Source organism: Rhodovarius crocodyli (genome assembly GCF_004005855.1).
In the GTDB taxonomy this organism is placed as follows: domain Bacteria; phylum Pseudomonadota; class Alphaproteobacteria; order Acetobacterales; family Acetobacteraceae; genus Rhodovarius; species Rhodovarius crocodyli.
The window spans coordinates 52,617-78,006 of record NZ_SACL01000006.1 but is presented as its reverse complement, the minus strand read 5'-3'; the positions used below and the strand labels follow the sequence as shown (position 1 = coordinate 78,006).

At 70.1% G+C, this 25,390-nt stretch carries 23 protein-coding genes and 1 pseudogene; 16 read left to right on the top strand and 8 right to left on the bottom strand.

All coding sequences use genetic code 11. The features are described 5' to 3' along the window. Window positions 1–66 precede the first annotated feature (66 nt). The 3 genes from EOD42_RS17150 to EOD42_RS17140 all read left to right on the top strand — a co-directional run bounded on the left by EOD42_RS17150 (window position 67) and on the right by EOD42_RS17140 (window position 2,759). Window positions 67–1,170 carry an alpha-hydroxy acid oxidase gene (locus EOD42_RS17150; protein ID WP_127788796.1) on the top strand — a complete coding sequence of 368 codons (1,104 nt, stop codon included), beginning with the start codon at window positions 67–69 and terminating at the stop codon, window positions 1,168–1,170. A 94-nt stretch (window positions 1,171–1,264) separates the two neighbouring features. Further along, the gene (locus EOD42_RS17145; RefSeq protein WP_127788962.1) at window positions 1,265–2,134 is read left to right on the top strand and encodes a DMT family transporter; all 870 of its coding nucleotides are present in this window, start codon (window positions 1,265–1,267) and stop codon (window positions 2,132–2,134) included. Next, window positions 2,085–2,759, top strand: a complete 675-nt coding sequence (locus EOD42_RS17140; RefSeq protein WP_127788795.1) for a TetR/AcrR family transcriptional regulator — start codon at window positions 2,085–2,087, stop codon at window positions 2,757–2,759. Before EOD42_RS17145 ends, EOD42_RS17140 begins: the two co-directional genes overlap by 50 nt. Before the next feature lie 83 nt (window positions 2,760–2,842). Here EOD42_RS17140 and EOD42_RS17135 read toward each other — a convergent pair whose 3' ends face one another. From EOD42_RS17135 to EOD42_RS17120, 4 genes are all read right to left on the bottom strand, one after another. Next, the gene (locus EOD42_RS17135) at window positions 2,843–3,811 is read right to left on the bottom strand and encodes a Bug family tripartite tricarboxylate transporter substrate binding protein (protein WP_127788794.1); all 969 of its coding nucleotides are present in this window, start codon (window positions 3,809–3,811) and stop codon (window positions 2,843–2,845) included. 94 nt (window positions 3,812–3,905) lie between these two features. After that, on the bottom strand, window positions 3,906–5,078 hold the full coding sequence (locus EOD42_RS17130; RefSeq protein WP_127788793.1) for an MFS transporter: 1,173 nt from the start codon (window positions 5,076–5,078) through the stop codon (window positions 3,906–3,908). Then, window positions 5,075–5,593 (bottom strand): transcription elongation factor GreB, encoded by a 519-nt coding sequence (gene greB / locus EOD42_RS17125; RefSeq protein ID WP_127788792.1) that lies wholly within the window; start codon window positions 5,591–5,593, stop codon window positions 5,075–5,077. Before greB ends, EOD42_RS17130 begins: the two co-directional genes overlap by 4 nt. A 49-nt stretch (window positions 5,594–5,642) precedes the next feature. Continuing rightward, window positions 5,643–6,413: an SDR family NAD(P)-dependent oxidoreductase gene (locus tag EOD42_RS17120; protein WP_127788791.1), complete on the bottom strand. Its 771-nt coding sequence runs from the start codon at window positions 6,411–6,413 to the stop codon at window positions 5,643–5,645. Between the two features lie 69 nt (window positions 6,414–6,482). On the opposite strand from EOD42_RS17120, the gene EOD42_RS17115 reads away from it, so the two are divergent. From EOD42_RS17115 to EOD42_RS17105, 3 genes are read left to right on the top strand one after another with little or no spacing between them, the layout of a single operon-like run. Continuing rightward, window positions 6,483–7,601, top strand: a complete 1,119-nt coding sequence (locus EOD42_RS17115; protein WP_127788790.1) for an anhydro-N-acetylmuramic acid kinase — start codon at window positions 6,483–6,485, stop codon at window positions 7,599–7,601. A gap of 51 nt (window positions 7,602–7,652) precedes the next feature. Then, window positions 7,653–8,111, top strand: coding sequence for a hypothetical protein (locus EOD42_RS17110; protein WP_127788789.1), 459 nt, complete (start codon window positions 7,653–7,655; stop codon window positions 8,109–8,111). 6 nt (window positions 8,112–8,117) lie between these two features. Further along, on the top strand, window positions 8,118–8,756 hold the full coding sequence (locus tag EOD42_RS17105) for an aspartate/glutamate racemase family protein (RefSeq protein ID WP_127788788.1): 639 nt from the start codon (window positions 8,118–8,120) through the stop codon (window positions 8,754–8,756). 722 nt (window positions 8,757–9,478) lie between these two features. Here the strand turns inward: EOD42_RS17105 and EOD42_RS17100 are convergent. Together EOD42_RS17100 and EOD42_RS17095 are read right to left on the bottom strand one after the other, a co-directional pair. Continuing rightward, window positions 9,479–10,723 (bottom strand): MFS transporter, encoded by a 1,245-nt coding sequence (locus EOD42_RS17100; protein WP_127788787.1) that lies wholly within the window; start codon window positions 10,721–10,723, stop codon window positions 9,479–9,481. Between the two features lie 478 nt (window positions 10,724–11,201). Further along, on the bottom strand, window positions 11,202–13,481 hold the full coding sequence (locus tag EOD42_RS17095) for a xanthine dehydrogenase family protein molybdopterin-binding subunit (RefSeq protein WP_127788786.1): 2,280 nt from the start codon (window positions 13,479–13,481) through the stop codon (window positions 11,202–11,204). Between the two features lie 123 nt (window positions 13,482–13,604). Between EOD42_RS17095 and EOD42_RS17090 the strand changes: the two genes are divergently transcribed. Together EOD42_RS17090 and EOD42_RS17085 are read left to right on the top strand one after the other, a co-directional pair. Next, window positions 13,605–14,483 carry a DMT family transporter gene (locus EOD42_RS17090; RefSeq protein WP_127788785.1) on the top strand — a complete coding sequence of 293 codons (879 nt, stop codon included), beginning with the start codon at window positions 13,605–13,607 and terminating at the stop codon, window positions 14,481–14,483. Continuing rightward, complete coding sequence (locus EOD42_RS17085) at window positions 14,480–15,289, top strand: alpha/beta fold hydrolase (protein WP_127788784.1); 810 nt, start codon at window positions 14,480–14,482, stop codon at window positions 15,287–15,289. Before EOD42_RS17090 ends, EOD42_RS17085 begins: the two co-directional genes overlap by 4 nt. Window positions 15,290–15,373: 84 nt before the next feature. Here the strand turns inward: EOD42_RS17085 and tsaD are convergent, their stop codons facing one another. Beyond that, a complete protein-coding gene (gene tsaD, locus EOD42_RS17080) occupies window positions 15,374–16,390 on the bottom strand; it encodes a tRNA (adenosine(37)-N6)-threonylcarbamoyltransferase complex transferase subunit TsaD (RefSeq protein WP_127788783.1) in 1,017 nt (338 codons plus the stop codon). A gap of 106 nt (window positions 16,391–16,496) precedes the next feature. Between tsaD and hemC the strand changes: the two genes are divergently transcribed. The 6 genes and pseudogenes from hemC to EOD42_RS26670 form a co-directional block, all read left to right on the top strand. Beyond that, window positions 16,497–17,495 (top strand): hydroxymethylbilane synthase, encoded by a 999-nt coding sequence (gene hemC / locus EOD42_RS17075; RefSeq protein ID WP_240655194.1) that lies wholly within the window; start codon window positions 16,497–16,499, stop codon window positions 17,493–17,495. Continuing rightward, window positions 17,482–18,183 (top strand): uroporphyrinogen-III synthase, encoded by a 702-nt coding sequence (locus EOD42_RS17070; RefSeq protein WP_164867988.1) that lies wholly within the window; start codon window positions 17,482–17,484, stop codon window positions 18,181–18,183. The genes hemC and EOD42_RS17070 overlap by 14 nt, the downstream gene beginning before the upstream one ends. Then, on the top strand, window positions 18,180–19,238 hold the full coding sequence (locus tag EOD42_RS17065; protein ID WP_127788780.1) for a COG4223 family protein: 1,059 nt from the start codon (window positions 18,180–18,182) through the stop codon (window positions 19,236–19,238). Before EOD42_RS17070 ends, EOD42_RS17065 begins: the two co-directional genes overlap by 4 nt. Window positions 19,239–19,241: 3 nt before the next feature. Further along, a complete protein-coding gene (locus tag EOD42_RS17060; protein ID WP_127788779.1) occupies window positions 19,242–20,495 on the top strand; it encodes a heme biosynthesis HemY N-terminal domain-containing protein in 1,254 nt (417 codons plus the stop codon). A 70-nt stretch (window positions 20,496–20,565) separates the two neighbouring features. Continuing rightward, window positions 20,566–20,883 carry an integration host factor subunit alpha gene (locus EOD42_RS17055; protein ID WP_127788778.1) on the top strand — a complete coding sequence of 106 codons (318 nt, stop codon included), beginning with the start codon at window positions 20,566–20,568 and terminating at the stop codon, window positions 20,881–20,883. A gap of 14 nt (window positions 20,884–20,897) precedes the next feature. Further along, window positions 20,898–21,203: pseudogene (locus tag EOD42_RS26670) on the top strand (MerR family transcriptional regulator); the annotation flags it as partial. Between the two features lie 177 nt (window positions 21,204–21,380). On the opposite strand, the gene EOD42_RS17045 reads toward EOD42_RS26670, so the two are convergent. Beyond that, window positions 21,381–21,848, bottom strand: coding sequence for a hypothetical protein (locus EOD42_RS17045; RefSeq protein ID WP_127788777.1), 468 nt, complete (start codon window positions 21,846–21,848; stop codon window positions 21,381–21,383). A gap of 366 nt (window positions 21,849–22,214) precedes the next feature. On the opposite strand from EOD42_RS17045, the gene EOD42_RS17040 reads away from it, so the two are divergent. Next, on the top strand, window positions 22,215–22,982 hold the full coding sequence (locus EOD42_RS17040) for a hypothetical protein (RefSeq protein WP_127788776.1): 768 nt from the start codon (window positions 22,215–22,217) through the stop codon (window positions 22,980–22,982). Further along, window positions 22,979–25,375 (top strand): glycosyltransferase, encoded by a 2,397-nt coding sequence (locus EOD42_RS17035; protein ID WP_127788775.1) that lies wholly within the window; start codon window positions 22,979–22,981, stop codon window positions 25,373–25,375. The genes EOD42_RS17040 and EOD42_RS17035 overlap by 4 nt, the downstream gene beginning before the upstream one ends. Window positions 25,376–25,390 lie beyond the last annotated feature (15 nt).

Here is a 25,390-nt window from a genome sequence, read left to right as displayed (position 1 = left end):
TTGATAGGACATCATGACGCGCCTAGCGTGGCCGTTAAACCCGTCCGGGAAAAATTGGGGGAAGCAATGGCCGACAGGTTCCATCGCAACGAATTGGATGGCGGCAAGTATCTGACGCTGCATGAGTTCGTGAAGGCGGCGAAGCAGAAGCTCAATGCCAATATCTGGGACTACCTGATCGGCGGCACCGAGACCGAAACGACCGTCGCCCGCAACCGCATGGCCATCGACACGGTGGCGCTGCGCCCGCGCGTGCTGAACGACGTGTCCAAGGTGGATGCCTCGGTCGATTTCTTCGGCCACAAGATCCGCCTGCCGGTGTTCTGCGCGCCGGTCGGCTCGCTGGAAAGCTTCGAGCCCGGGGGCGGCGCCACCGTGGCGCGCGGGGCAGGGCAGTTCGGCGTGCCCTTCATGCTGTCCTCCGTCAGCCAGCCGGGGCTGGAGGATGCGGCGGCCGCCGCCACGGGCCCCAAGGTGTTCCAGCTCTACACGCGCGGGGATACCGGCTTCATCGACGACTACGCCCGCCGTGCGGCCGCCGCCGGCTATGACGCCTTCGCCATGACGGTGGACACGGCCCATTATTCCCGCCGCGAGCGCGACATCTCCAAGCGCTTCGTCAAAAGCTGGCGCGCGGCCAATGTCGGCATGAACCACCAGGCCGCGCTGAACTGGGAGGATGTCCGCCGCTTCAAGGACACCCACAAGATCCCGCTGATCCTGAAGGGCATCGGCACCGCCGAGGACGCGGCGCTGGCGGTCCAGTACGGGGTGGACGTGGTCTATGTCTCGAACCACGGCGGTCGGCAGCTGGACCACGGGCGAGGCAGCATGGACGTGCTGCGCGAAGTGTCCGAGGCGGTGGCCGGCCGGGCCAAGATCATGGTCGATGGCGGCTTCTGCCGCGGCACGGATTTGGTGAAGGCGCTGGCCCTGGGGGCGGACTGGGTCGGTGTCGGGCGCCTGTATCTCTATGCCCTGGCCGCCGACGGCGATGCGGGCATCACCAACCTGTTCGAGATCCTGGAGGACGAGACCATCAAGGCGCTCGGCCTGTGCGGCGTGAACGGGTTCAAGGAACTGACCAAGGGCCATGTGCATGTCGGGGCGCCGCCTGTGGTGTGGCCGGACGTGCACAGCGCCTTTCCGCTGCTGCGCCAGGGATACTGAAACCAGGGGAGGGCGTGGCCTCCCCTTTTTCAGTACTCTTTTAATACCATCCGGTATGGTATATTTGGCGGTGATCCATCGGAAGATCCTCGTCATGAACCCGAAGCACGCCGCCGCCGGCGCCACCATCCTCTGGGGCTTCACCTATGTGCTGACCAGCACCATGCTGCCGCCCAACCCCATGTTCATCGCGGCGATGCGCGCGCTGGGCGGCGGGCTGCTGCTGTTGCTGCTGGTGCGCGACCTGCCGCCCGCCGGCTGGTGGGGGCGGCTGATCGTGCTGGGCACGCTGAACAGCGGCTTCTTCTTCGGGCTGCTGTTCATCGCGGCGCTGCGGCTGCCGGGCGGGGTGGCCGCCACCTTCCAGGCGCTGGGGCCGCTGTTCATGGTGCTGCTGGCCTGGCCGCTGCTGGGCGCCATCCCCGCCACGCGCAAGGTGGGGGCGGTGCTGGTGGGGGCGGTCGGCGTGTCGCTCGTGGTGCTGCGCGGCGGGGCCGCGATCGACCTGGTGGGCGTGCTGGCGGCCCTCGGCAGCGCGCTGTCGGTGGCGCTGGGCGCGCTGCTTTCCCATAAATGGGGCCGCCCGCGCTCGCTGCTCGGCTTCACCGCCTGGCAGCTGATCGTGGCGGGTGTCGAGCTTTCGGCCGTGGCCCTGCTGGTGGGCGACCTGCCCGCCACGCTGAACGGGACCAACCTGCTGGGCCTGCTGATCCTGGCCCTGTTCCTGACCGCCCTTGCCTTCGTGCTGTGGTTCCAGTCCATCGAGGCCGGCGGGCCTGCCGCCGCCGCCCCCTTCCTGCTGCTGACACCCGTGACCGCCTTCGTGGTGGACATCATCTTCCGCGGCCTGGTGCCGGGCGCCGTGCAGCTGGCGGGTGTTGCCCTGGTGATCGGAAGCCTGCTCTACAGCCAGCATGTCGACCGCAAGGCGTTCCGCCCCGCGCACCACCACGCCAAGCCCTGAAGCCGGGGTGGCGGCAACCGCGCCCCGCGTCACGAAGCGCGGGCTGGAACGCCGCGACCGCATCCTGGAGGTCGCGGCGGAGATGTTCCTCGCCCATGGCTATGACGGGGTCAGCATCGACGACATCGTGAAGGTGGTCGGCGGTTCGAAAACCAATGTCTACAGCCATTTCGGCGGCAAGGAGGGGCTGTTCGCCGCCGTGGTCGAGGAGATGTGCGGCGATTTCCTGGACGGGCTGCAGGGCATGGAGGCCACGGACCCCGACCCGGCCGCCGGGCTGCGGGCCATCGGCCGCGCCCTGGTGGCCGTGCTGCTGGAGGCACGCCATGTCGCCTTCCAGCGCCTGGTCATCGCGGAATCGGGCCGGTTTCCCGCCATGGCGCGCGCCTGGTTCGAGGCAGGCCCCCAGCGCGCCCGCGCCGTGATCGCGCGCTGCATCGCCTTCCACCAGCAGGCGGGCCGCCTGCGCCCGGCTGACCCGGCCCGCATGGCCACGCGCTTTCACGACATGATCGTGACCAACGGCCTGTATCAGGCCCTGCTCGGCACGCCCCCCGCCGCGCAGGAGCGCGAGGCCGCGATCGACGAGGCTGTGGCCACGCTGCTGCATGGCCATGCGGCCTAGGGCCTGCGGACAGTTGGTGGCGGGATGCGGTAGGCGCGGAAAAGCACCGCCAAACGCGCCCGCAAGCCAAGTGTCCGCAGGCCCTAGATCACCGTAATCCCGGCCGCGCGGATCACCGGCGCCCAGCGCGCTTCCTCGGCCCCGATCACGGCGGCCATCTCCTCGGGCGTGCTGCCGGCGTAGTCCGCGCCCATCGGGGCCAGCCGCGCCTGGCTGGCGGGGGCGGACAATGCCTCGCGGATGTCGGCCGAGATGCGGGCGACCAGCGCGGGCGGCGTGCCTGCCGCCACCGCTATGCCGTTCCAGGACCGCGCCTCGAAGCCCGGCAGCGTTTCGCCCGTGGTCTGCACGTCCGGCAGGCTGGGGTGGCGGGTGGCGCCGGTGGTGGCCAGCGCCTTCACGCGGCCGGCCCGGATATGCGCGATGGAGGTCGGGATCTGGTCGATCACCATCTCGATCGTGCCGGCCAGCTGGTCCGTCACCGCCCCCGCCTGGCCGCGATAGGGCACATGGATCAGGTCCACCCCGGTCTGCTGCTTCAGCATCTCTCCCAGCATGTGAGAGGTGCTGCCCATGCCGGAGGTTCCGTAGCGGACCGCCAGGTTGCGCGCCTTCGCCTCGGCCACGAATTCCGCGATGGTGCGGGCGCGCATGGCATCGTTGACGGTGACGACGTGGTCGGTCGTGAAGACCATGGAGGCCGGTGCCAGGTCCCGCAGCGGCTGGTAGGACATGCGCGGGTTCAGCAGATGCCCGTTGGCCAGGGCGAAATTCGCCGCGATCAGCCAGGTGTGCCCGTCGGGTGCGGAGCGCGCGACGAATTCCCCGGCGATGGAACCGCTGGCGCCCGGCCGGTTCTCCACCACCATGGCCGTGCCGTAGCGCTGGCCGAGATATTCCGCGATCACCCGGGCGGAACCGTCGGTGGCCCCGCCGGGCGGGAAGCCTACAACGAGGCGGACCGGGCGGCTGGGGAAGCTCTGCGCCGGCGCGGGGCGCGCCAGCAGCGCCGGGGCCAGGGCCAATGCGGCGCGGCGCTTGAAGTTCAGCATGGTCGAACATCCTGTCTGCGAGCAATGCCGCCGCGACGGGCCCGATCCTCCCTGGGGCGCAGGCTAGGGCCGGGCGGCGCCCGCCCGCAAGACGTCAGCCGGCGGTGCGCCCGATCACGAGGCGGATGCCGAGAAGCGCCGCCGCCGCACCCACATACAGCGCGCTGGTGATCAGCAGCGCCCAGGCCCCCCAATCGACCACGGCCAGGCCGAACAGCAGCGGTGCGGCGGCCCCCGCGAAACGCGCGCCGATGGACAGCCAGCCCGCGCGGTTGCCGTAGCCCGCTGGCCCGAACAGCGCGAGCGGCAGCGTGCCGCGCGCGATGGTCAGCATGCCGTTGCCCGCGCCGTGCAGCATGGCATAGGCCACGGCCCCCGGCGCGCCGAGGCCGAGCAGGACGGCGGCACCCAGCGCCGGCAGCATGTTGGCCATCATCGCGTTCAGCACCGGGTCCAGCTTGCGCAGCAGACCGAACTCCAGCAGCCGTGCCGCCACCTGCGCCGGGCCCAGCAGGGCGCCGGCGGCGACCACAGTGGCGGGCGTCGCGCCCGCCGCCGCCAGCAGCCCCGGCAAGTGTGCCGCCAGGGCGGATGCACCGAAGCCCGACACCGCGAAGACGAAGCCCAGCAGCAGCAGGACAACCCAGCCCGGCCGCGCGGCAGCGGGCTCGGCCGTCGCGGCGCCGGCTGCGGCAGCCACGGGCGCCGCCGGGCGGGGCAGCAGCAGCCCGTTCAGCAGCGGTCCGAGCACCAGCATCGCCCCGGCCCAGGAAAGGCAGGCGACACGCCATCCATACCGGGCCTCCAGCCAGGTGCTGACCGGCCAGGCGACGGTGGAGGCGAAGCCCGCGATCAGCGTGATGCCCGTGATGGGCGCGCGCGCGCCCTTGCCGAACAACCGCGCCAGCGCCGCGAAGGCGGACTCGTACAGGCCGAGCCCCATCCCGAGCCCCATCGCCAGCCAGCCGAGAGTGAGCGTCACGGGCCCCTGGGCAAAGGCCAGCGCGGCCAGCCCCAGCGCCAGTATCAGGTTCGACGCCACCAGCACGCCGTGGCCGCCATGCCGGTCGATCGCGCGCCCGGCCCAGGGCCCGACCAGCGCCGCCAGCACCAGCGCCGCCGAGAAGACGCCGAACACCAGGGATGTCGGCACGCCCAGCTCGGCCGCCATGGGGGCCGCCAGGATGGCCGGCACATAATAGCTGCCGCCCCAGGCCAGGGTCTGACCCAGGCCGAGCGCGATGACGGCGCGGGTCTCGGGCTTCATGGGTAGCGGATCTCCACGATCTCGATTTCCTCCGCGCCGCCGGGCAGGGGCACGCGGGCCACGTCGCCCTCACGCTTGCCCAGCAGGGCCCGCGCGATGGGCGCGATCCAGGAAATGCGGCCGCGCTCGGCATCGGCCTCGTCGCTGCCCACGATGGTCACCGTCGCCTCGCTGTCGTCGGGCCGGGCATAGGTGACGGTGGCGCCGAAGAACACCTGGTCGCGCTTCGTCTGCCTGGCGGCATCCACCACCTCGGCCGCATCCAGCCGCTTGCGCAGGAAGCGCACGCGGCGGTCGATCTCGCGCAGGCGCTTCTTGCCGTACTGATAGTCCGCATTCTCGCTGCGGTCGCCGAGTGCCGCGGCCCAGGAGACGAGCTCCACCACCTTCGGACGTTCCCCGTACCAGAGCGCGCGCAGCTCCTCCTGCATTGCGGCATGGCCTTCGGGCGTCATGTAGTAGGGGCGGCCCTTGGGAAGCGGCGGGCCGTCCTCGTCGTCATCATCGTCGCTCATGACAACGCTCTTAAGGGGTTATGGCGCGCGCCGCGATGCAGGTGCGGCTTTAGGGAAGATAAAGCCCACCATTGATGTGCCACACCTGGCCCGTGATCCAGGCGGCGCGCGGACCCAGCAGATACTGCGCCAGATCCGCGATTTCCTCCGCCCGGCCCATGCGCGGGATCGGTATGGTGGCGGCACGAGCGGCCAGCTCATCCTCGGAATTGCCGTAGCGGGGCTGGGCGGTGTCGGTCAGGCCCGGGGCGATGGCGTTCACCCGGATGTGATGCGGGGCCAGCGCCAGCGCCGTCGCGCGCGTCAGCCCGATGATGCCGGTCTTGCTGGTGGTGTAGTGCACGCCGCGCGGGTCCCCCCGCACGGCGGAGGAGGATAGGTTCACCACCGCGCCTTCCCGCCCGCCCAGCGCGCGGGCGAAGGCCTGGGTCAGGAAGGCGGCGGCCTTCACATTGATGCCCAGCACCGCGTCCCACTCCTCCTCCCGCATGTCCAGGAAGTCGCAGCGGGGGAAGATACCGGCATTGTTCACCAGCAGGTCGGGCACGCCGAGCGCCCGGGTGGCCTCGGCATGCAGCGCCTGAACCCCCGCCACGCTGTCCACGCTGCCCTGGACCAGGGCGCAGCGCACGCCCTGGGCGCGGATGGCGTCCGCCAGTTCCAGCGGTTCCTGGTCCAGCCAGTTCACCGCCACATCGGCCCCGGCCTTGGCCAGGGTGAGGGCCACGGCGGCGCCGATGCCCTGCTGCGCGCCCGTCACGAGGGCAATCCGTCCTGACAATTCCTGCATCGCGCAACTCTGCCCGTCGCACCGCAGCATGTCAGCCCTCTTGCACTGAATCGGTCATCATCGCCAATTTCAGGCGGACGGGGATCATGAGGAGGCCGGATGCTGGCGATCCGCACGCTCAGGACCATCGGTCTCATGAGCGGAACCAGCCTGGACGGGGTGGATGCAGCCTGGGTGGAGACGGACGGGGAGAGCGTGTCGCGCCTCGGCCCCGCCCTGACCGTGCCCTATGAGCCGAAGCTGCGGCGCGACCTGCGCCTGCTGCTGGACGCGGCCCCGGACCTGCACCCGCAGGACGAGTTCCTGGCCGATGTGGTCCAGCGCCTGACCCAGCGCCATGCGGAGGCGGTGATCCGCGTGCGCGACGAGACGCGGCGCACGCTCGGCGAGGATACGGAGCTGCTGGGCTTCCACGGCCAGACCATCCTGCACCGCCCGGATGAGGGCCGGACCTGGCAGGTGGGCGACGCCAACTTGCTGGCGCGGATGACCGGGCTGACCGTCGCGCATGATTTCCGTTCGGCCGATGTCAGGGCGGGCGGGCAGGGGGCGCCGCTGGCCCCCATCGCGCATGTGGCGCTCGCCTCCAACCTGCCAAAGCCGTTGGCGGTGCTGAACCTGGGCGGGGTGGGCAACGTCACCTTCATCGGGCCGGACGGCACGCTGCTGGCCTTCGATACCGGCCCGGCCAACGGGCCGCTGGACGACTGGGCGCGCAAATCCACCGGCCGCGACTATGACAAGGACGGCAACCTGGCCGCCGCGGGCACGGCCGACGGCGCCGTGCTGGCGCGGCTGATGCAGCACCCGTACCTGGCCGCGCCGCCGCCGAAATCGCTGGACCGGCTGGATTTCTGCCGCGCCTTGAAGGAGGCCGGCGCCGACCAGCTCTCGCCCCCCGACGGCGCGGCGACGCTGGTGGCCTTCGCCGCCATCTGCGTGGCCTCGGCCGCGCGGCACTTCCCCGAGCCGCCGATGCAGTGGCTAGTGACCGGCGGCGGGCGCCGCAACCCGGCCATGATGAAGGCCCTGTCCGCCGTGCTGTCCGAGCCGGTGCGCCCGGTCGAGGTCGCCGGCTGGAACGGCGACGCGCTGGAGGCCCAGTGCTTCGCGGTGCTGGCCGCCCGCGTCACGCGCGGACTGCCGCTTTCCTACCCCACGACGACCGGCGTGCCCTGGCCGCTGGCCGGCGGGCAGGTGCTGGGGGCCTTGCTGTAACGTCCTGGCCCGCCTACCAGGGACGGGCCGATCCAAGGAGTTCCAGCCACGATGCGCCGTCGCACCCTGCTCGCCGCCGCCAGCCTGCTCGCCACCCCCGCCATCCGCCGGGCGGAGGCGCAGCGTCCGGCCCCCCCGCATTCCTGGATCTTCGGCAGCTGGATCGGCGGGCAGTTCCCGCCCGGTGACGGCAACACGACGGAATGCTTCGGCGGCGCGACCGTGATCTTCACGCGCGACGTGGTGCTGCGTGCCTCCGCACTCGACATCGCCTATCGCCAGCGGGTGATCGAGACGGTGGCGCTGATCCCGGACGGGCTGGAGTTCCGCTTCGCCCCCGCCGCCGCCCAGGGCGGCGTGCTGGCCAGCCGCCTGCCGCCCGACATCGGCTTTTCCTGCGACAACAACCCGGACCTGCTGCGCGTGCAGCGCCGCGGGCCGAACGAGATCGCCTTCCCGGGCTGCGTCGAGTTCCCCGCCATCCTGCGCCGCTGCACCACCCCGGGCTGAGCCGCCATGCGCATCGCCCTGATCCACGCCCTGCGCCACAGCCCGCCGCCGATCGAGAAGGCGTTCCGGGACATGTGGCCCGAGCCCACGCTGATGAACCTGCTGGACATGTCGCTGTCGGCGGATCTGGCGGCCGAGGGCAAGCTGACGCCCAGGATGACCGAGCGTTTCCTGACCCTGTCGCGCTATGCGGTGGGCACGGGCGCCGAGGCCATCCTGTTCACCTGCTCCGCCTTCGGGCCCTGCATCGAGGCGGTGGCGGCGGAATTCGCGCCCATGCCGGTGCTGAAGCCCAATGAGGCGATGATCGAGGAAGCCACCGCGACATACTCGCGCATCGGCCTGCTCTCGACCTTCCCGGCCACGCTGGCCTCCATGCCGCCGGAGTTCCCGGCCCATGTGCAACTGACGCCCATGCTGGCCGAGGGCGCGCTGGCGGCCCTCGACGCCGGCGACGTGGCCGAGCACGACCGCCTGCTGGTGGAAGCAGCCAGGCGCTTCGGGCCCGAGGTGGAGGCGATCGCGCTGGCGCAGTTCAGCATCGCCCACACCGCGGACGCCATCGAGGCCGCGACGGGCAAGCCCGTGTTCACCACGCCGGGCAGCGCGGTGCGGAAGCTGAAGAAGCTGCTTGGGGCGGGGTGAAGCGGGGGGTGGGTTTCAGCCAGGGGCTCCGCCCCCGGCACCCCCGCCAGGACCGTGCTCGGTCCTGGACCTAGAGCAGATGGTACCTTCGCGGGTGAAGGTGTTCCCGCAGATTTTTAATGGCGCCCGACCTGCGAAGGCCGGGCGCCAAACTCACTCGTCGCAGCCGTCACTTTTCACAAAGAGGATGGTCGGAATTTCGCCGCCGCCCATGCGAACGGGATCTACTGCAACGCCGACAATTTCGAGGACGCGCAGGAGTTCTACCGGGACGTGAAGCGCCCACGATGGCCGCAGGACGCGATCCGGCCCCCATCAAGATTCTGCCTAGCCTGGCACCGATTATCGCCCTAACCAAAGAGGAGGCAGCGGAACGCGCCGCGCGTGGCAAGAAGCCGCTGATGATCGGCGAGGCACTTGTCCGCCTGAGCCGGCCGTTCAGCGGATCATCCGCGTGGCGCGTGAACAGAAGCTGACCCTGCGGGAGGCGGCGATGTGGTTCTCCGTTCGTCGGCACCCCAGAGACAGTGGCCAGGGAGATCGCGCGCTGGTTCCGCGAAGGCGCCACCGACGGTTTCAGCCTGACATGCAGCCACCTCGACGATGTTGCCCGTTTCACGGAACAGGTGGTGCCGCTGCTGCGCGACCTGGGCGTGGCCAGGTGGGACTACGACACTGACACGCTGCGTGGCCATTTCGGTGTGCCTGAGGCGGCCAACAGCTTATCCGCCGCCCACCCGCTCATCCTTCCACAACGCCGCGCGCCATCGCCAATTGATCAGCAGCATCGCGAGAAGCCCCAGCAGGGCATAGCAACTTGCCACCAGCGCAAAGCCAAACCGTTCGATAACCGCTCCGGCGACTAGCAGACCGAGCGGCAGGCCATAGATCGACAGCATGCGCAGGCCCATCACACGGCCACGGAAACGCGGCTCGGTAGAGCGCAGCAGCAGCACAGCCATGGGCAGCATGCAGAATGCCTGCGCGAGCCCGGCGGCGAACATCAGCGGCGTACCGACCACGGCATCCGTGCTCTGGGCAAATGCGCCGATCGCCACGAACCAGCAGGCGGCGCTGAACATCATGAGGCGATCCGGCCGCCGGCCCACGCCACACACCCCGATGATGACCGCGCCGCTCAGGCCTCCGAAGGCAAAAGCCGATAGCAGCAGGGCGAGCCCTGACTGATCCATGCCATAGACCTCACGCGCGACATGCGGCAGCAGGCCATTCGAGATGGGATAGGCCGCGAAATTGGCCAACCATGCCAGCCACAACGCCGCCAGTAGCGTGGGCGATGACCTGGCCATCGAGAAACCCTCGAGCAGGTCGCGCCACAGCGATGGCGCCGTCTTCTCCCGCACCTCGCGTGGCGATTGCCGCACCGCGAGTGTCAGCATGGTGCAGTTCAGGTACAGCAGCACGACGATGACATAGGCAGGCCCCACGCCAAGAGCCGCCATGCTGCCCGCCCCGGCCACGGCGCCCAGAATGCGCGCGCCCTCCGTGTTGATACGGCTGATGCCCAGAGCACCGGACAGCATGTCCATGGGCAGAATGTCTGCCGTCAGCGTGCTGCGCGCGCCGACATCCGAAGGCCGGATCAACCCCACCAGCCCTGCGGCGACCAAGGCCATCACGGGCGTGAACAGGTCCAGAAGCGCAAGCGTCGCGATGCACAGCGCAGCCAGCAGGAAGGTCACCCGCATCCAGACCAATAGATTCCGGTGGCCTATCCGATCACCCATCGTACCCAGCAACGGTGCGAGCAGGGTTCCGGAAAAGACCAGAGCACCGAATCCCGCGACCCAGACGACCGACTGGGTCGAAGTCAGGACGAACCAGCCCAGAATGAGGGTTTCCATCTCGAACCCCAGGGAGGTGGTCAGATCGGCCAGCCACTGGAAGCGAAAGTTCCGCTCGGAAAACGGCGAGCGCGCGCCTTTCACCCTGTGTGGGTTATTCATGGGCTGAACAGCTTCCTCACTCCTAACCGAAGCACTTGCGGCTTCTGGTCCTTGCAACAGTACCTGCGCCGCTGAGTGAGGAACAGACTGCCCGCGACGTCCTGCGGCATGACGCGGCCGAACGCTGGATTGCCGTCAGCCGGCACACATTGGGGCTGCGCAACTGTGGGTCGTTTTTTAACTAAAGACAGAGGCCGTGTGTGCTTCAGAACTAACGGTCACTTTGAGCGCCAAGCCGATCATGTGTGCCCGGCAATATGCCGTGTGGTTGCCAACGGGACTGTCCGGGTTTCTGAACGCCGAAAATAGGTGCGAGGCGCTGGTCCAAGGAGGCGACCTGATCCTGCAACCTTTTGGTCTGGAGGACGGTGCCTGGGTGTTTAGTGAGAAGCGCTGCGCTTCGGCCTGATTGCTTCTAAGAAGGACCGAGGGGCAGCGCCCCTGACTGGGGGGGCTCCGGGGGCAAAGCCCCCGTCCATTACTTCCCGGCCAGCGCCCGCCACACCACTTCCGGCGTCGCCGGCATGTCGATGTGCACCACGCCCAGCGCATCGCACAGCGCGTTCATCACCGCCGGCAGGCTGCCCGCGCAGCCGGCCTCGCCGCAGCCCTTGGCGCCCAGCGGGTTGGTCTTGGCCGGCACGGGGTGGGAGTGGAACTCCATCATCGGCATGGTGTCCGCGCGGGGCGGGCAATAGTCCATGTAGCTCGCGGTCAGCAGCTGGCCGTCCTCGGAATAGGCCACGCGCTCATACAGCGCCTGGCCGATGCCCTGGGCGATGCCGCCATGGGCCTGGCCCTGCACCAGCAGCGGGTTCACCAGCACGCCGAAGTCGTTGACGGTGGTGTAGCGGTCGACCTTCACCTCGCCGGTGTCGGGGTCCACCTCGACCTCCGCGATGTGGCAGCCGTTCGGGTAGGCCTGGGGGGCTTCGTCGAACACATGCCGCACGTCCAGCTTGCCGGGGTTGCGCTCTGCCAGCTGCATGATGCCGATGGAGCGGTCGGTGCCGGCGATGGTGAAGTCCCCGCCGTCGAACTCGATATCGCCCACGGCCGCTTCCAGCGCCTCGGCCGCCAGCTCGCGCCCCTTCTCGACCACCAGGGCCGAGGCCTCGATGATCGCGGCGCCGGAGGCCATGAGCGACTTGGAGCCACCGGTGCCGCCGCCGGCTACCAGCTCATCGCTGTCGCCCTGCAGCAGGCGGATCTTGTCGAAGGGCACGCCCAGCTGGCTGTGCAGCACCTGCGCGAAGGGCGTCCAGTGGCCCTGGCCGTAGTCCAGCGTGCCGGTGATGATCGTGACCGTGCCGTCGGCGCCGAAGCGGATGCCGCCCTGTTCCTTGCTCGGCGGCGCCGTGCATTCCAGGAAGTTGCCGATGCCGATGCCGCGCAGCTTGCCGCGGGCCTTTGCCTCGGCGCGGCGGGTCTCGAAGCCGTTGAAGTCGGCGGCTTCCATGGCTTCGTCCAGGATCGCGCTGAACTCACCGCCGTCATACACGCTGCCGGATGCCGCCTTGTAGGGCATCGCCTCGGGCGGGATGTGGTTCAGCTTGCGCAGCGCCACGGGGTCCTTGCCCATCTCCTTGGCGGCGGTCTCGATCAGGCGCTCGAAGAAGTAGTTGCCCTCGGGGCGGCCGGCACCGCGATAGGCGGTGATGGGCGTGGTGTTGGTCATGTAGCTCTTGGTCGCCACCTCGATCAGCGGCACCGCGTAGTTGCTCTGGATGTTCTTGCTGAAATTGGCGGTGCCCATCAGCGGGCCCACGGCGGTCAGGAAGGCACCCATGTTGGCGTAGCTGGTCAGGCGCACGGCCAGGAAGCGGCCCTCGGCGTCCAGCGCCAGCTCCGCCGTCACGTCATGGTCGCGGCCATGCGCGTCGGACTGGAAGCTGCCGGTGCGCTCGTCGGTCCATTTCACCGGCCGGCCCAGCTCGCGCGCCGCATGCAGCAGCACGGCATATTCCGGATAGGCGCCGGCCTTCATGCCGAAGCTGCCGCCCACATTGTAGGTGTGGATGCGCAGGTCCTCGGTCTTCACCTTCATGATGGCGGCCATCTGCGCGCGCATGCCGAACACGCCCTGGCTGCCCAGCGTCAGCACATGGCGCCCGTCGATCCATTCGCCGATCGCGGCGCGGGGCTCCATCGGGCAGACCACCAGGCGGTTGTTGCGCAGCGACAGCTTGGTCACATGCGCGGCCGAGGCGAAGGCGGCGCCCACCTTCTCCGGGTCACCGAACAGGAAGTCCAGCGCCAGGTTGTTCGGGATGTAGTCATACAGCTGCGGGCCGTCATGGGCCTGATTGGCCTCGGTCACGGCGGGCAGGGAGTCCACGTCCAGGAACACCGCCTCGGCGGCGTCCTTGGCCTCGGCCTTGCTTTCGGCCACGACGACCGCGACCGGATCGCCCACGAAACGGACCTTGTCCTCGGCCAGCGGCATGCGCCGGGTGTTGAGGATGGGCGTGCCGTCGCGGTTCTTCATCGGCATGGCACAGCCCATGGGGCCATAGGCCGTGAGGTCGGCTGCGGTATAGATCGCCTTGACGCCCGGCATGTCCAGCGCGGCCGCGGTGTCGATGCCGTTGATCACGCCATGGGCGTAGGGGCTGCGCACCACATAGGCATAGAGCTGGCCGGGCTTGGAGACGTCATCCGTGTATTGGCCCCGGCCGGTCAGCAGGGTGGGGTCTTCCTGCCGGGGCACGGGCTGGCCGATTCCGAATTTCAGGCTGGGCAGAAGGGTATCGGGCATGGGCAGGCTCCTCAGCGCACAGGCCGCCCCGGAGCGACCGCGTTGCATGGGAGGGTAATGCGCATCGGGGGTTCCGCAAGGGCGGTTTGCGCTGCAACCTGTTCGTGACAGGGGGAGGAACGCATGTCGCGCGCGGCGCAGGGTGTGGCGTTTGCCATTTCGGCAGGCATGCTGCTGACGACGCTGAACGCCATCATGCGCGAGGTGACGGCCGAGATCGACGTCTACCAGGCGCAGATGCTGCGCTATTTCTTCGGCCTGGTCGTGATGTTCCCCTCGATCTTCCGCGACGGCATCGCGGCCTACCGACCGAACGGTATGTGGGGCCAGGCTTGGCGCGGCGTCATTCACACGGCGGGCCTGACGCTGTGGTTCACGGCCCTGCCGCACCTGGCATTGGCGGATGTGACGGCGCTGGGCTTCACCACGCCCATCTTCATCATGATCGGCGCCGTGGTGTTCCTGGGCGAGAAGCCCGATTGGCGGCGCTGGACGGCGGCGGGCATCGGCTTCCTGGGCGTGATGGTGGTGGTGGCGCCAGGGTTCTCGGCCTCGGGCGGGGTCTACAATTTCGTGATGCTGGCGTCCTCGCCGCTGTTCGCCGCGAGCTTCCTCATCACCAAGGCGCTGACCAAGCGCGACTCGCCGCAGGTGATCGTGGTGTGGCAGGCCCTGACGGTCACGATCTTCACCATCCCCTTCGCCATTCCGGGATGGAGCTGGCCGAGCCCCTGGATCTGGTTCCTGCTGCTGGGCTGCGGCCTGCTGGGCAGCGCCGGGCACTTCTTTCTGACCCGCGCCTTCGCCCTGGCCGATATTTCCGCCAGCCAGCCGCTGAAGTTCCTGGATTTGATCTGGGCCGCCAGCTGGGGCTTCCTGCTGTTCCATGAGGTTCCCAGCACCACCACGCTGATGGGGGCCGCCGTCATTTTCGTCGCCACCACCTGGATCGCGCGCAGCGAGGCGCGCGCCGCCAAGCAGAAAGGCAAGCAAGCCGCATGAGCGTCGCCGCACTCGAAGCCTCCGCCGAACGCCTGACCACGCCGTGCGGGGAGGGCGAGATGGTCTGGCGCCGCTGGGGTGCCGGGCCCGTGCTGGTGCTGCTGCATGGCGGCAGTGGGTCGTGGAAGCATTGGGCGCGCAACATCGGGCATTTCGCGAAGACCCATACGGTGATCGCGGCCGACACCCCCGGCCTGGGCGAGAGCGAGCGCCCGCCCGGTGAGGCCCATCCCTCCGGCATCGCGGTGGTGATGGCGGCGGGGCTGGCGCAGATCCTGGGGGCCGATCGCTCCTACGACCTGGCGGGCTTTTCCTTCGGGGCGAATTGCGCCGCGCATCTGGCCGCGATCGAGGGCGCGCATGTGCGCAGCCTGACCATCGTGGGCGCACCCTCGCTTGGCCTGCCGCGCCAGCCGACGGAGCTGGTGAAGGTGCGCAACAAGCAGGGCGAGGAACGCCGCGAGGCGAACCGCACCAATCTGGAGCGGCTGATGTTCCACGATCCCGCGCTGATCGACGATGAGGCGCTGGACATCCAGGAATGGAACACGGTGCATGCCCGCCTGGTCAGCAAGGGCCTTGCCTCCGGCACCTCGCTGAAGGACCAGCTGCCGAAGATCGTGGCGCCGGTGCGCGCGATCTGGGGCGGGCGGGATGTGGTGGCCTATCCGCATATCGCGGAGCGGCTGCAGGTAATCCGCGAGCAACGGCCGGAACTGCGTGAAGCAGTGATCGAGGGCTCGGGGCACTGGGTGATGTATGAGACGCCCGAAGCCTTCAATAAGGCGCTGGAGAAGATGCTATAAGAATTCTTCTTTTTCTGTAGAAAAAGAAGCAAAAAGACTTTTATCAGATAAAAGTTTTTTGGTTCTTTTTTCCAAAAAAGAACGTCAATTCAACGCCATTTCATCCAGGGGCCATCTCGGCCGCGGCGCATGATCCAGCGCATCGGCCGCCCCCGCCTGCAAGCGCAGCAGCCCGGCCCAGGCGATCATCACGGCATTGTCCGTGCACAGCCTGATGGGCGGCGCGATCAGCGGGATGCCGGCGCCTGTCGCCACCTTCTCCAGCGCCCCGCGCACGGCCTGGTTGGCGGCGACACCGCCGGCCACCACCAGCGCCCGCGCGCCCGGCAGCATCGCCAGCGCATGCCGCGCCCGGTCGGCCAGCACCGCCGCCACCGAGACCTGGAAGGCCGCCGCCACATCGGCCTTCTCCGCCCCCTGCGCCAGCGCCCGCGCCACGGCGGTCTTGAGGCCGGAGAAGGAGAAGTCGCAGCCCTCGCGCCCCACCAGCGGGCGGGGCAGGGTGACGCGGCGCGCGTCGCCCTCCTGGGCCAGGCGTTCCAGATAAGGCCCGCCCGGCCAGGGCAGGCCCATCAGCTTGGCGGATTTGTCGAAGGCCTCGCCCACCGCATCGTCCAGGGTGGAACCCAGGCGGCGATACCGGCCCAGCCTCTCGACGGCCACGCACTGGCAATGCCCGCCCGACAGCAGCAGCAGCAGATAGGGAAATTCGGTGCCCGGATGGGTCAGGCGCACGGTCAGCGCATGGCCCTCCAGGTGGTTCACGGCCACGAAGGGCAGGTCGTGCGCCAGCGCGATGCCCTTGCCGAAACAGGCGCCCACCACCAGCCCGCCGATCAGCCCGGGGCCGGAAGTGGCGGCCACCCCGGCCAGGTCCCGGTACTCCACGCCCGCTTCGCGCATCGCGCGCGACGTCAGCTCGGGCAGGCGCTGCAGATGGGCGCGCGCCGCGACCTCAGGCACCACACCGCCGAAGCGCGCGTGTTCCTGCAGCTGGGAATGCACCACCTCGGACAGGATGCGCCCGTCGGGGGCCAGCACCGCAGCCGCGGTTTCGTCGCAGGAGGCTTCGATGCCCAGGATGGGGCCGTTTACGGACATGCGGGCCGATTACAGCAGAATGGCCGGCGCGGGAACGCGCTGCCTCCGCTCCTCCGCCATGCGCCAAGCACTTCCGTTGCGCGGCTGGGCGGACTATAGCCCCGCAATGCCGCAGAATGCTCCCCTGACGCCGCCCGCGCGCCCGCATGCCGCCATGCCTGGCCTGCCGTTGCGAGTCGGCACCCGGGCCAGCCCGCTGGCGCTGTGGCAGACGCGCTTCTTCCTCGAACAGCTGATCCGCTTCTGCCCGGTGCTGAAGTTCATGGATGCGTTCGAGGAACACCACATCATCACGACCGGCGACGCGGTGCAGAACCGCAGGCTGGCCGACATCGGCGGCAAGGGCCTGTTTGCCAAGGAAATCCATGAGGCGCTGCTGGACCGGCGCGTGGATTTCGCCGTGCATTCGCTCAAGGACCTGGAGACGGAGCTGCCCGCCGGCATCGTCCTGGCCTGCACCCTGAAGCGCGAGGATGCGCGTGAGGCGCTGATCCTGGCCGACCCCGAGGGCACGGCCGACATCGCCGACCCCTATGCCGTGCTGCCCCAGGGCGCGGTGGTAGGCACCGCGAGCCTGCGCCGGCAGGCGCAGCTCCTGGCCTCCCGCCCCGACCTGCAGGTGGTGCCGATCCGGGGCAATGTGCAGACGCGGCTTTCCAAGGTGCGGGGCGGCGAGATGGTGGCCAGCCTGCTGGCGCTGGCGGGCCTGAAGCGCATGGGCATGGAGAGCGAGGCCGCCGCCGTGCTCTCGCCCGAGATCATGCTGCCGGCCGCCTGCCAGGGCATCATCGGCATCACGGTGCGCGCGGCCGATACGGAGCTGCTGGAGCTGCTCTCCGGCATCGAGGACCCCGAGGCCAAGGCGGTGAGCCAGGCCGAGCGCGCGCTGCTGGCGGCCCTGGACGGCAATTGCCGCACCCCCATCGGCGGCCATGCCCGCTTCCTGGAGGACGGGCGCCTGCGGCTGGTGGGCATGACCGCGCGCGCCGACGGCACCTTCCTGCTGCGCCGGGCCATCGAGGGTGCCGCCGCCGATGCGGTGGCCATCGGGCGTGAGCTGGGCGATGCCCTGCGCCGCGACACCCCGGCGGATGTCTTTGGCTGACGCCGTGCTGGTCACCCGGCCCGAGCCGGGATTGGCCGAGACGATGCGGACAGTGGCGGCGCTCGGCTGGCGGCCCATCGCGGCCCCGGGCCTTGAGCTGCTGCCCAAGCCCTTCACCCCGCCGCGCGCGCAGGCGCTGCTGCTGACCAGCCGCGCCGCGGCGCGGGCGGTTCCGCCGCTCGGCCTGCCGGTGCTGGCGGTGGGCGAGGCCACGGCCGCCGAGGCCCGGCTGTGCGGCCACCCCGACGTCACCGCCGCCGAGGGCGATGCCGAGGCCCTGGCCGCGCTCGTCCGCAACACCCTTCAGCCGGCCGACGGCCCGCTGCTGCTGGCGATCGGCGAGGGCTATGGCCGGGAGCTCGCGGCGGCACTCAGGGCATCGGGGTTTGCGGTGCAGCGCCGGGTGGCTTATGCCGCCCATGCGGCCCGGCATCTTCCGGCCCCGGCGCTGGAGGCGCTGAGGCAGGGCAGGGTAGGGGCCGCGCTGTTTTTCTCGCCGCGCACGGCCAGGGCCAGCATGGCCCTGATCCGCGCGGCGGGGCTTGCCGAGGCCGCGCGCACCATCCGTGCCGTGGCGATCAGCCGCCGCGTGACGGACACTCTCGCGGTACTTCCCTGGGCCGAGGTGGCAACCGCCACGCGGCCGGACCATTTGTCGATGATGGAAGCCCTGGGCGAAGCACGATGACCGAAACCGTCTCTGAAACACCTTCTGCCCAAGCGGCCGCACCGGCACCGGCACCCACGCCGGCCCCGGCGACTGCCGCCCCGGCCGCGCCCGCGCAGCGCGCGCTGGCACCCGCGGTGATGCTGGGCCTGGCGGGGGTGGTGCTGCTGGCGGCGCTGGGCTTCCTGGCGCTGCAGAAGCCCGATGCACCGGACGCCCCGCCGGCGCCCGCCCCGCAGGTCGCGCTGCCGCCCGACCACACGGCGACCATCGAGGCATTGGAACGCCGCCTGGCCGGTCTGGAGGCGCGCCCCGCGCCCAGCATGCCGGACATCGCCCCGCTCGCCGCCCGCGTGACGCAGATCGAGGGGCTGCAGGGCCGCCTGGACCGTCTGGGTGAGCGCCTGGACGCCGCCGTCGCCGCCACCCGTTCCGTCGAGGCCGCCGACGCCCAGCGCGCGGAGGCCCTGCGCGGCCGCCTCGAGGCGGGGCTGACCGAGGCGCAGTCCCGGCTGGAAGGCCGGCTCTCCACGCTGGAGCGCGGCGTGAACGAGGCGCTGGCCCGCCAGGAGAGCGCGAGCCGCACGGCGCTGACCGCGCTGGAAACCCGCGCCCGCACCCTGACCGCCGTGGTCGGTGTCGCGACGGCGCTTGAGGCCGGCCGTCCGCTCGGCCCGCATCTGGCCGCCCTCGGCAGCCAGCCCGAGGCGCTGTCCCGCTTCGCCGCCACCGGCGCGCCCACCGAGGCCCGGCTGCGGCTGGAGTTCGAGGAAGCCGCCCGCGCCGCCCGCGCGGCGCAGGATGCCACCCCGCGCGGCAGCCTGGCCGAATCGGCGCTGGCGCGGCTGGGCGGGCTGGTCACCATCCGCCGTGGTGAACAGGTGGTCTGGGGCGAGGAGACCGAGGCGCATCTGGAACGCGCGCGCCGTGCGCTCGCCGCGGGCGAGATCGACGCGACCCTGGCCGCGCTGGAGCCGCTGCACCCCGCCGCCAAGGAGGCGATGGCCCCCTGGATCGCGCGCGCCCGGCAGTTGCAGGAAGCGCGCGCCGCCATCTCCAGCCTGCTGGCGGGCTGAACCATGAAGCGCGCCATCAAGCTGCTGGTGCTGGCCGCACTGGCGATCGCCGCCGCCCTGTGGCTGACGGGCCTGGGCGGGACGGTGGAATTGCGGCTGGGCGACTGGCTGATCGCGGCCCCGCTGGCGGTGACGCTGGTGCTGCTCGCGGTGCTGTTCGCCGTGCTGCACCTGGTGCTGCGCACCATCGGCTGGCTGCGCGGCTGGCCCGCGCGGCGCCGCCTGCGCCTGCGCCTTTCGGCCCATGAGCAGGCCGAGGGTGCCGTGACGCGCGCCCTGGTGCGGCTTGCGGCCGGCGCGCCGGAACAGGCGCTGCTGGAACTCGGCCGCGCCCGCCGCCTGCTGGGCGACAACCCCCAGCTGCTGCTGCTGGCCGCCGAGGCCGAGCGCCAGGCGGGCCGCGAGGAAGCGGCCGCCGGGCATTTCCGGGCCCTGGCCGCGCGGGAGGACTCGCGCTTCCTGGGCCTGCGCGGCCTGCTGCGCCAGGCCGTGGCGCAGCGTGACTTCGAGGGTGCGCGCCAATTGGCCGAGCAGGCCGAGAAGGCAGAGCCCGGCGCGGCCTGGCTGCGCCAGGAACGGGCCGAGATGGCGCTGGCCACCGCCGCCTGGCGCGAGGCGCTGTCCCTGGCGCCTGCCACCGCGCCGCGCGCGGCGCTCTCGCTCGCCGCCGCGCGTGAGGAGACGGACCCCCTCAAGGCCGCGGAGCTGGAACGCCAGGCCTTCATCGCGGACCCTGCCTTCGCGCCCGCCGTGCTGGCCCATGCCGCCCGGCTTGAGGCCGAGGGCAGCCACCGCCGCGCAAGGCAGGTACTGGAACAGGGCTGGCAGGTGGCGCCGCACCCCGATATCGCCCGCGCCTGGCTGGACCTGGCCCCGCCCGAGCCGCTGGAGCGCGTGAAGGCCGCCGAGGCGCTCGCGCGCCGCAACCCTGATCATCTCGAAAGCCGGCTGATGGTGGGCGAGGCCGCGCTGCGCGCCGGCCTCACGGGGCGTTCGCGCGCCGAGCTGCAGACGGCCGCCGCCATGTCGGGCGCGGATCGCCGTGTGTTCGAGGCGCTGGCCGCGCTGGAACGGCTGGAGCAGGGCGACGCCGGCCACATGGCCCTGGCGCGCGCGGAGGCCGCGGCGCAGGCCGCCCCCGAGGCTCCAGGCTGGCGTTGCGGTCATTGCGGAACCGACCATGCCCACTGGAGCCCGCGCTGCGATTCCTGCGGCACGGCACTTTCGATCCACTGGAATGGGGTTGCCGCGGGATGAGCACGGTTGACGTGCCCCCCCTGGAACGGCTTTTGTTGAGACACAGCATCTTGCGAGGCTTCGTTCACCCATGGAAACACTGACGCGCGCGCAGCTCGTGGAAGCGATCTATGCGCAGGTCGGGCTGTCGCGGAATGAATCGGCGGCGCTGCTCGAATCGGTCCTGAACCGGATGGCCACGTCGCTGGGCAAGGGCGAGTCGGTGAAGATCTCGGCCTTCGGCACCTTCGCGGTGCGCCAGAAGTCCCAGCGCATCGGCCGCAACCCCAAGACCGGGGTCGAGGTGCCGATCATGCCGCGGAAGGTCCTGAGCTTCCGCCCCAGCCAGGTGCTGAAGGCGCGGATCAACAATGAGCCCGTGGGCAGCGCCATGGACGAGGATTCGTGAGAGGACAGGAAGCCATTCTCGGACTGGATGCGACGGCCGATACGGCCGAGGCCCGCGTGCGCAAGGGCGCGCAGGCCTATCGTACGATCAGTGAGGTCGCTGAGGACCTCAACGTGCCCCAGCACGTCCTGCGTTTCTGGGAAGGCAAGTTCCCGCAGCTGAAGCCGCTGAAGCGCGGCGGCGGGCGGCGCTACTACCGGCCCGAGGACATCGCCCTGCTGCGCCGCATCGCGGGGCTGCTCTACAGCCAGGGCTACACCATCAAGGGCGTGCAGCGCCTGCTGAGCGACGATACCGCCCCCGCGGCCGACACGCCCGCCCAAGGCGTGGATGCGGCCATGGCCTCGCTGGAGGCCGTGGCGGCGGAACTGCGTGACCTGCTGAAGCGCGCGGGCTGAACGGCGCCGCCAGGCATCGTCATCACGGGGTCCAGAAACGGCGAGGGCCGGGATGTTTCCATCCCGGCCCGCCGTGTTCCGAAAAAAACCTGAAAAAGATCAGCCGCCCTTGCGGGTCAGCGTCGGTACTTCCTCGCGCAGGCGGAAGCGCAGCGCGGACCAGGTGCCGTCCAGCGCGACCTGCGTGACGGGCAGCAGGCCGGCCTGGGTCAGCGGCTCCCAGCCATGGTCGCGGTCCAGGTCGGAGCGAATCGGCCCGCCCTTCTTCGGATAGGCGAACCACAGGCGGCCACCCACCCCGTACAGATCCAGCGCGCGCGCGGCGACGCGGCCGAGCGAGGCGCGATCGGTCGCGAAGGCGAGGATCAGCTCGGGTTCGGCGGCACTGGTGGCCGGAAGGCCGTGCCGGAAACCGTTCGGAACATCCAGCACCGAGCAGACCATGCCGGGCTTGAAACCCAGCTTCTGCGGCACCGAGATCGGATCATCCTGGTTGGCGGCGACGGGGCCCGTCTTTCCGGCGCGGTTGCCCTGGGGGCGTGCGTCGGTGGGGCTTGTTGTGGGCATGGTTTTTCGTGTCGGCATCATGACGGCGCGTTTCCTTAGAAGTCCTGCCGTGGGTTATCAAATCCCAATTCGGTGGGGCTGACCCGCAAAATCCGGACATGTCATTGCAAAACTTTAGCTTGTCAGCCCTCCGGCGGTCAGGCATGCCCTTGCGACATGGGTCACATGGCACGGATGCGTGACTGGCTGCTGAAGCCAGGGACACGTTCTGTTTACTGCCGCGTTCTCACGGATAGCGTTTCCGCCACAGCCGCCGATCATGATGGCCAACGTCATGAGATGTGGGCTTCCGAGTTGAAGGTTAAACCCATGCAAAGCCCGCAGGCTGCCCCGCCCAGGACAGCCGTCCTGTTCGCGGATGAACTGATGCCCATCGTCCACCAGCGTGCGCCCGGAAAGGTCGTCGTGTTCTCGGGATGGGCGATGACCCGTATCCTGAGCGGAGTTCTCGTGGGGCTGGATGCCGGTGCGACCGGGGTGGCTGCCGTGGGCCCCGAGCGGCCCGCCGAGCTGGACGGGCAGCTGCTCCAGGCCGCCGCCGAGGCAGGCCCCGAGGTAGAGGCCCTGGCGCGTGACTTCCTGTCGCGCCACTCCAATGAGGCCGACAGCGGGCCCCGTGGCGAATATCTGGACACGGACACGGCGCATTGCTGGTTCGTCCGCGCGCCGCTCGATCTGCCGGATCTGCGCGGCAGGCTCGGCCTGCCGGATGTCGTGGTCGACATCGGCACGCTTTTCCACGAATTCGATGTCCGGCGCAGGCTGCACCGGCTCGCGGCGCTGGGCGCCTCCACCCTCGTGATCGACACCGTGATCGTCGAGGCCGAGGCGATGCCGCCGCAGAGCGGCTTCAGCACCGACAGCGCCTGGTTCGCCGCGGCCATGACGCCCGATCAGTGCGAGGCCATGGCGGCCTATTGGCAAGCGAAGCAGCCGCTGCCCGACCAGTTCCGCCTGCTGCCCCGTGGCGGCAGCGTGCAGGCCTTCCGCGCCGCGGGCGGTGCGCCCTGGTGGTGGTTCATGGGCCATGGCGCCGTCCGGCGGATGCTCGCCGAAGTGGGTTACGAGGTGGTCGCCGTCGAACCCTGTTGGGGCGGAAGGTCCGCCATTTTCGTTGCGGAGCGTCGGGCATGAACGTCCAGAAGGTATGCCTGTGCACCTTTGATTTCCCTGGGCCCATCGGCAATGGCGGCATCGGCACCGCCTTCCGGGCCCTGGCCGAGGAACTGGTTTCAGCGGGGCACCAGGTCACCGTCCTCTATCCGTCGGCCTATACCGAGAACCTGCCTGTCTCCCACTGGATCGACCATTGGCGGGCGCGCGGGGTCGAGATGGTGTCGCTGTTCGTGGAGGGGCCGGCCAAGCTGCACGCCTATGCCGCCTATCAGTGGCTCAAGACCCGGCAGTTCGACGTCATCCATTATCACGACTGGAAGGGCCCCGGTTACTGGCTGACGGTCGCCAAGCGCTGCGGCCTCGCCTTTCAGAACACCACCCTGGTCTGCCAGGCCCATGGCCAGAGCTTCTGGCACCTGGAGCATTCGGGCCAGTTCATGAGCGACCCGGCCGAGCTCGAGATCGACTGGACGGAGCAGCGCAGCGTCGAGGGCGCGGATGTCCTCTACTCGCCCAGCGCGTATTTCATCGACTACATGCGCGAACGCGGCTGGCAGCTGCCGGAGCGGCGCTTCGTCACCCCCAACCTGCTGCCCAACAGCTTCATCGCCGGGCAGGAAGCCGATGGCGGGCGCGTGCCGGTGCAGGAGCTGGTCTTCTTCGGGCGCCTGGAGACCCGCAAGGGGCTCGAAATATTCTGCGCGGCCGTCACGCGCCTGATCGCGCGCGGCGTGAAGCCGCGGCGCATCGCCTTCCTGGGCAAGATCGGCGAGGTCGCCGGCGGCAACGCGCTGGCCCATATCACCGAGGCCTCGGCCGGCTGGGGCGTGCCCTGGATGGTGCGCAACAACCTGGATACGGACGGCGCCAAGCAGTTCCTCTCCCAGCCCGGGCGGCTCGCGGTCATCGCCTCGCTGGTCGAGAACTCGCCCTATACCGTGCTCGAATGCCTGGCGGCGGGCCAGGCCTTCATCGCCTCCGACGTGGGCGGGGTGCGGGAACTGGTGCATGTCGATGACCAGCCCGCGACCGTCTATGCGCTCAACGCCGCCTCCATGGCCGATGCGATGCAGCGCGCCCTGACCGAGGGCGCGGTGCGCGCCCGCCCGGCCATCGGCCTGGCCGAGAACCGGGCGCGTTGGGCCGAATGGCATGCGGGCCTGACGCCCCGGCCGGTGGCCGCCCCGGCAGTGACCGCCGCCACGCCGCTCGTCTCCATCTGCATGGCCACCCATAACCGGCCCGTGCAGCTGGCCCAGGCGCTGCGCAGCATCGAGGCGCAGAGCTATCCGCGCATCGAGGTGGTGCTGGTCGATGACGCGAGCCCGCTGCCGGAGGCCCAGGCCTATCTGCGCAGCCTCGAAGCGGATTTCGCCGCGCGCGGCTGGAAGCTGCTGCGCAATGAGACCAACCGCTATACCGGCCGCACCCGCAACCGCGCGGTCTCGGCCGCCACCGGCGACTTCGTGCTGCTGATGGACGACGACAACGCGGCCTTCCCGCATGAGGTCGAGACGCTGGTGCGCGCGGCCCAGGCCTCGGGTGCGGACATCGTGACCTGCCAGCCGCAGCCCTTCAGCGGCGGGGGCGAACCGCCCAAGGACGTGGCGCGCTTCCCGCTCGGCTGGATGCCCATCGGGCCCAACCTGTCTCTCGGCATGATGGAGAACTGCCTGGGTGACCTGAACATGCTGCTGCGGCGTTCGGTGTGGAACACGCTGGGCGGCTTCTCCGAGGACCGCACCGGCAACGAGGATTGGGAGTTCCTGATGCGGGCGGGGCTTGCCGGGTATCACCTGGAATGCCTGCCCGAGATCCTGTTCGCCTACCGGGTGTGGAACACCAGCAACTCCCGCAGGCAGACCCGCAAGAACCTGTATGACGGCTTCCAGCGCGTCGACCGCCACGCGCTCGAGACCGTGCCGCCGGCGCTCCGCATGGCGGTGCGCTTCGGCCTGGAGGCGCATTTCGCCGCTGCCGAGCGCCGGGGCGAGGGCTATTGGAGCCTGCATGTGAACCCCGACCCCGGCCTGCGGGAGATCGCGCATTCGAGCCTTCTGGGCATCGACGGGCTGGTGGCGGCCGCCAACCATGTGACCGAGCGCGGAGACCGCGAGACCGGGCTGATGCTGCTGCGCCAGGCGCTGGCGATCGCGCCCAGCGCCCCACGCGTCGCGCTCGAGCTCATCGGCCGCGAGGAGGAGAGCGTGCCGCTGCCGCTCGACAGCCACTGGGTCGAGGCGGTGATATCGGGCCTGGCGGAGGATGAGCTGCCGCGCGCGGGCCTGGCACTCGGCCGCCTGATCACGCGGGGCGAGCGCGGCTCGGCCGAGCTGATGGCCGAGGCGATCATGCGCCGCTTTCCCGGCAGCGAGCAGGGGCGTTTCCTGCTGGCCATGGCCAGAAGCTGAACCGTAGGGCCGGCT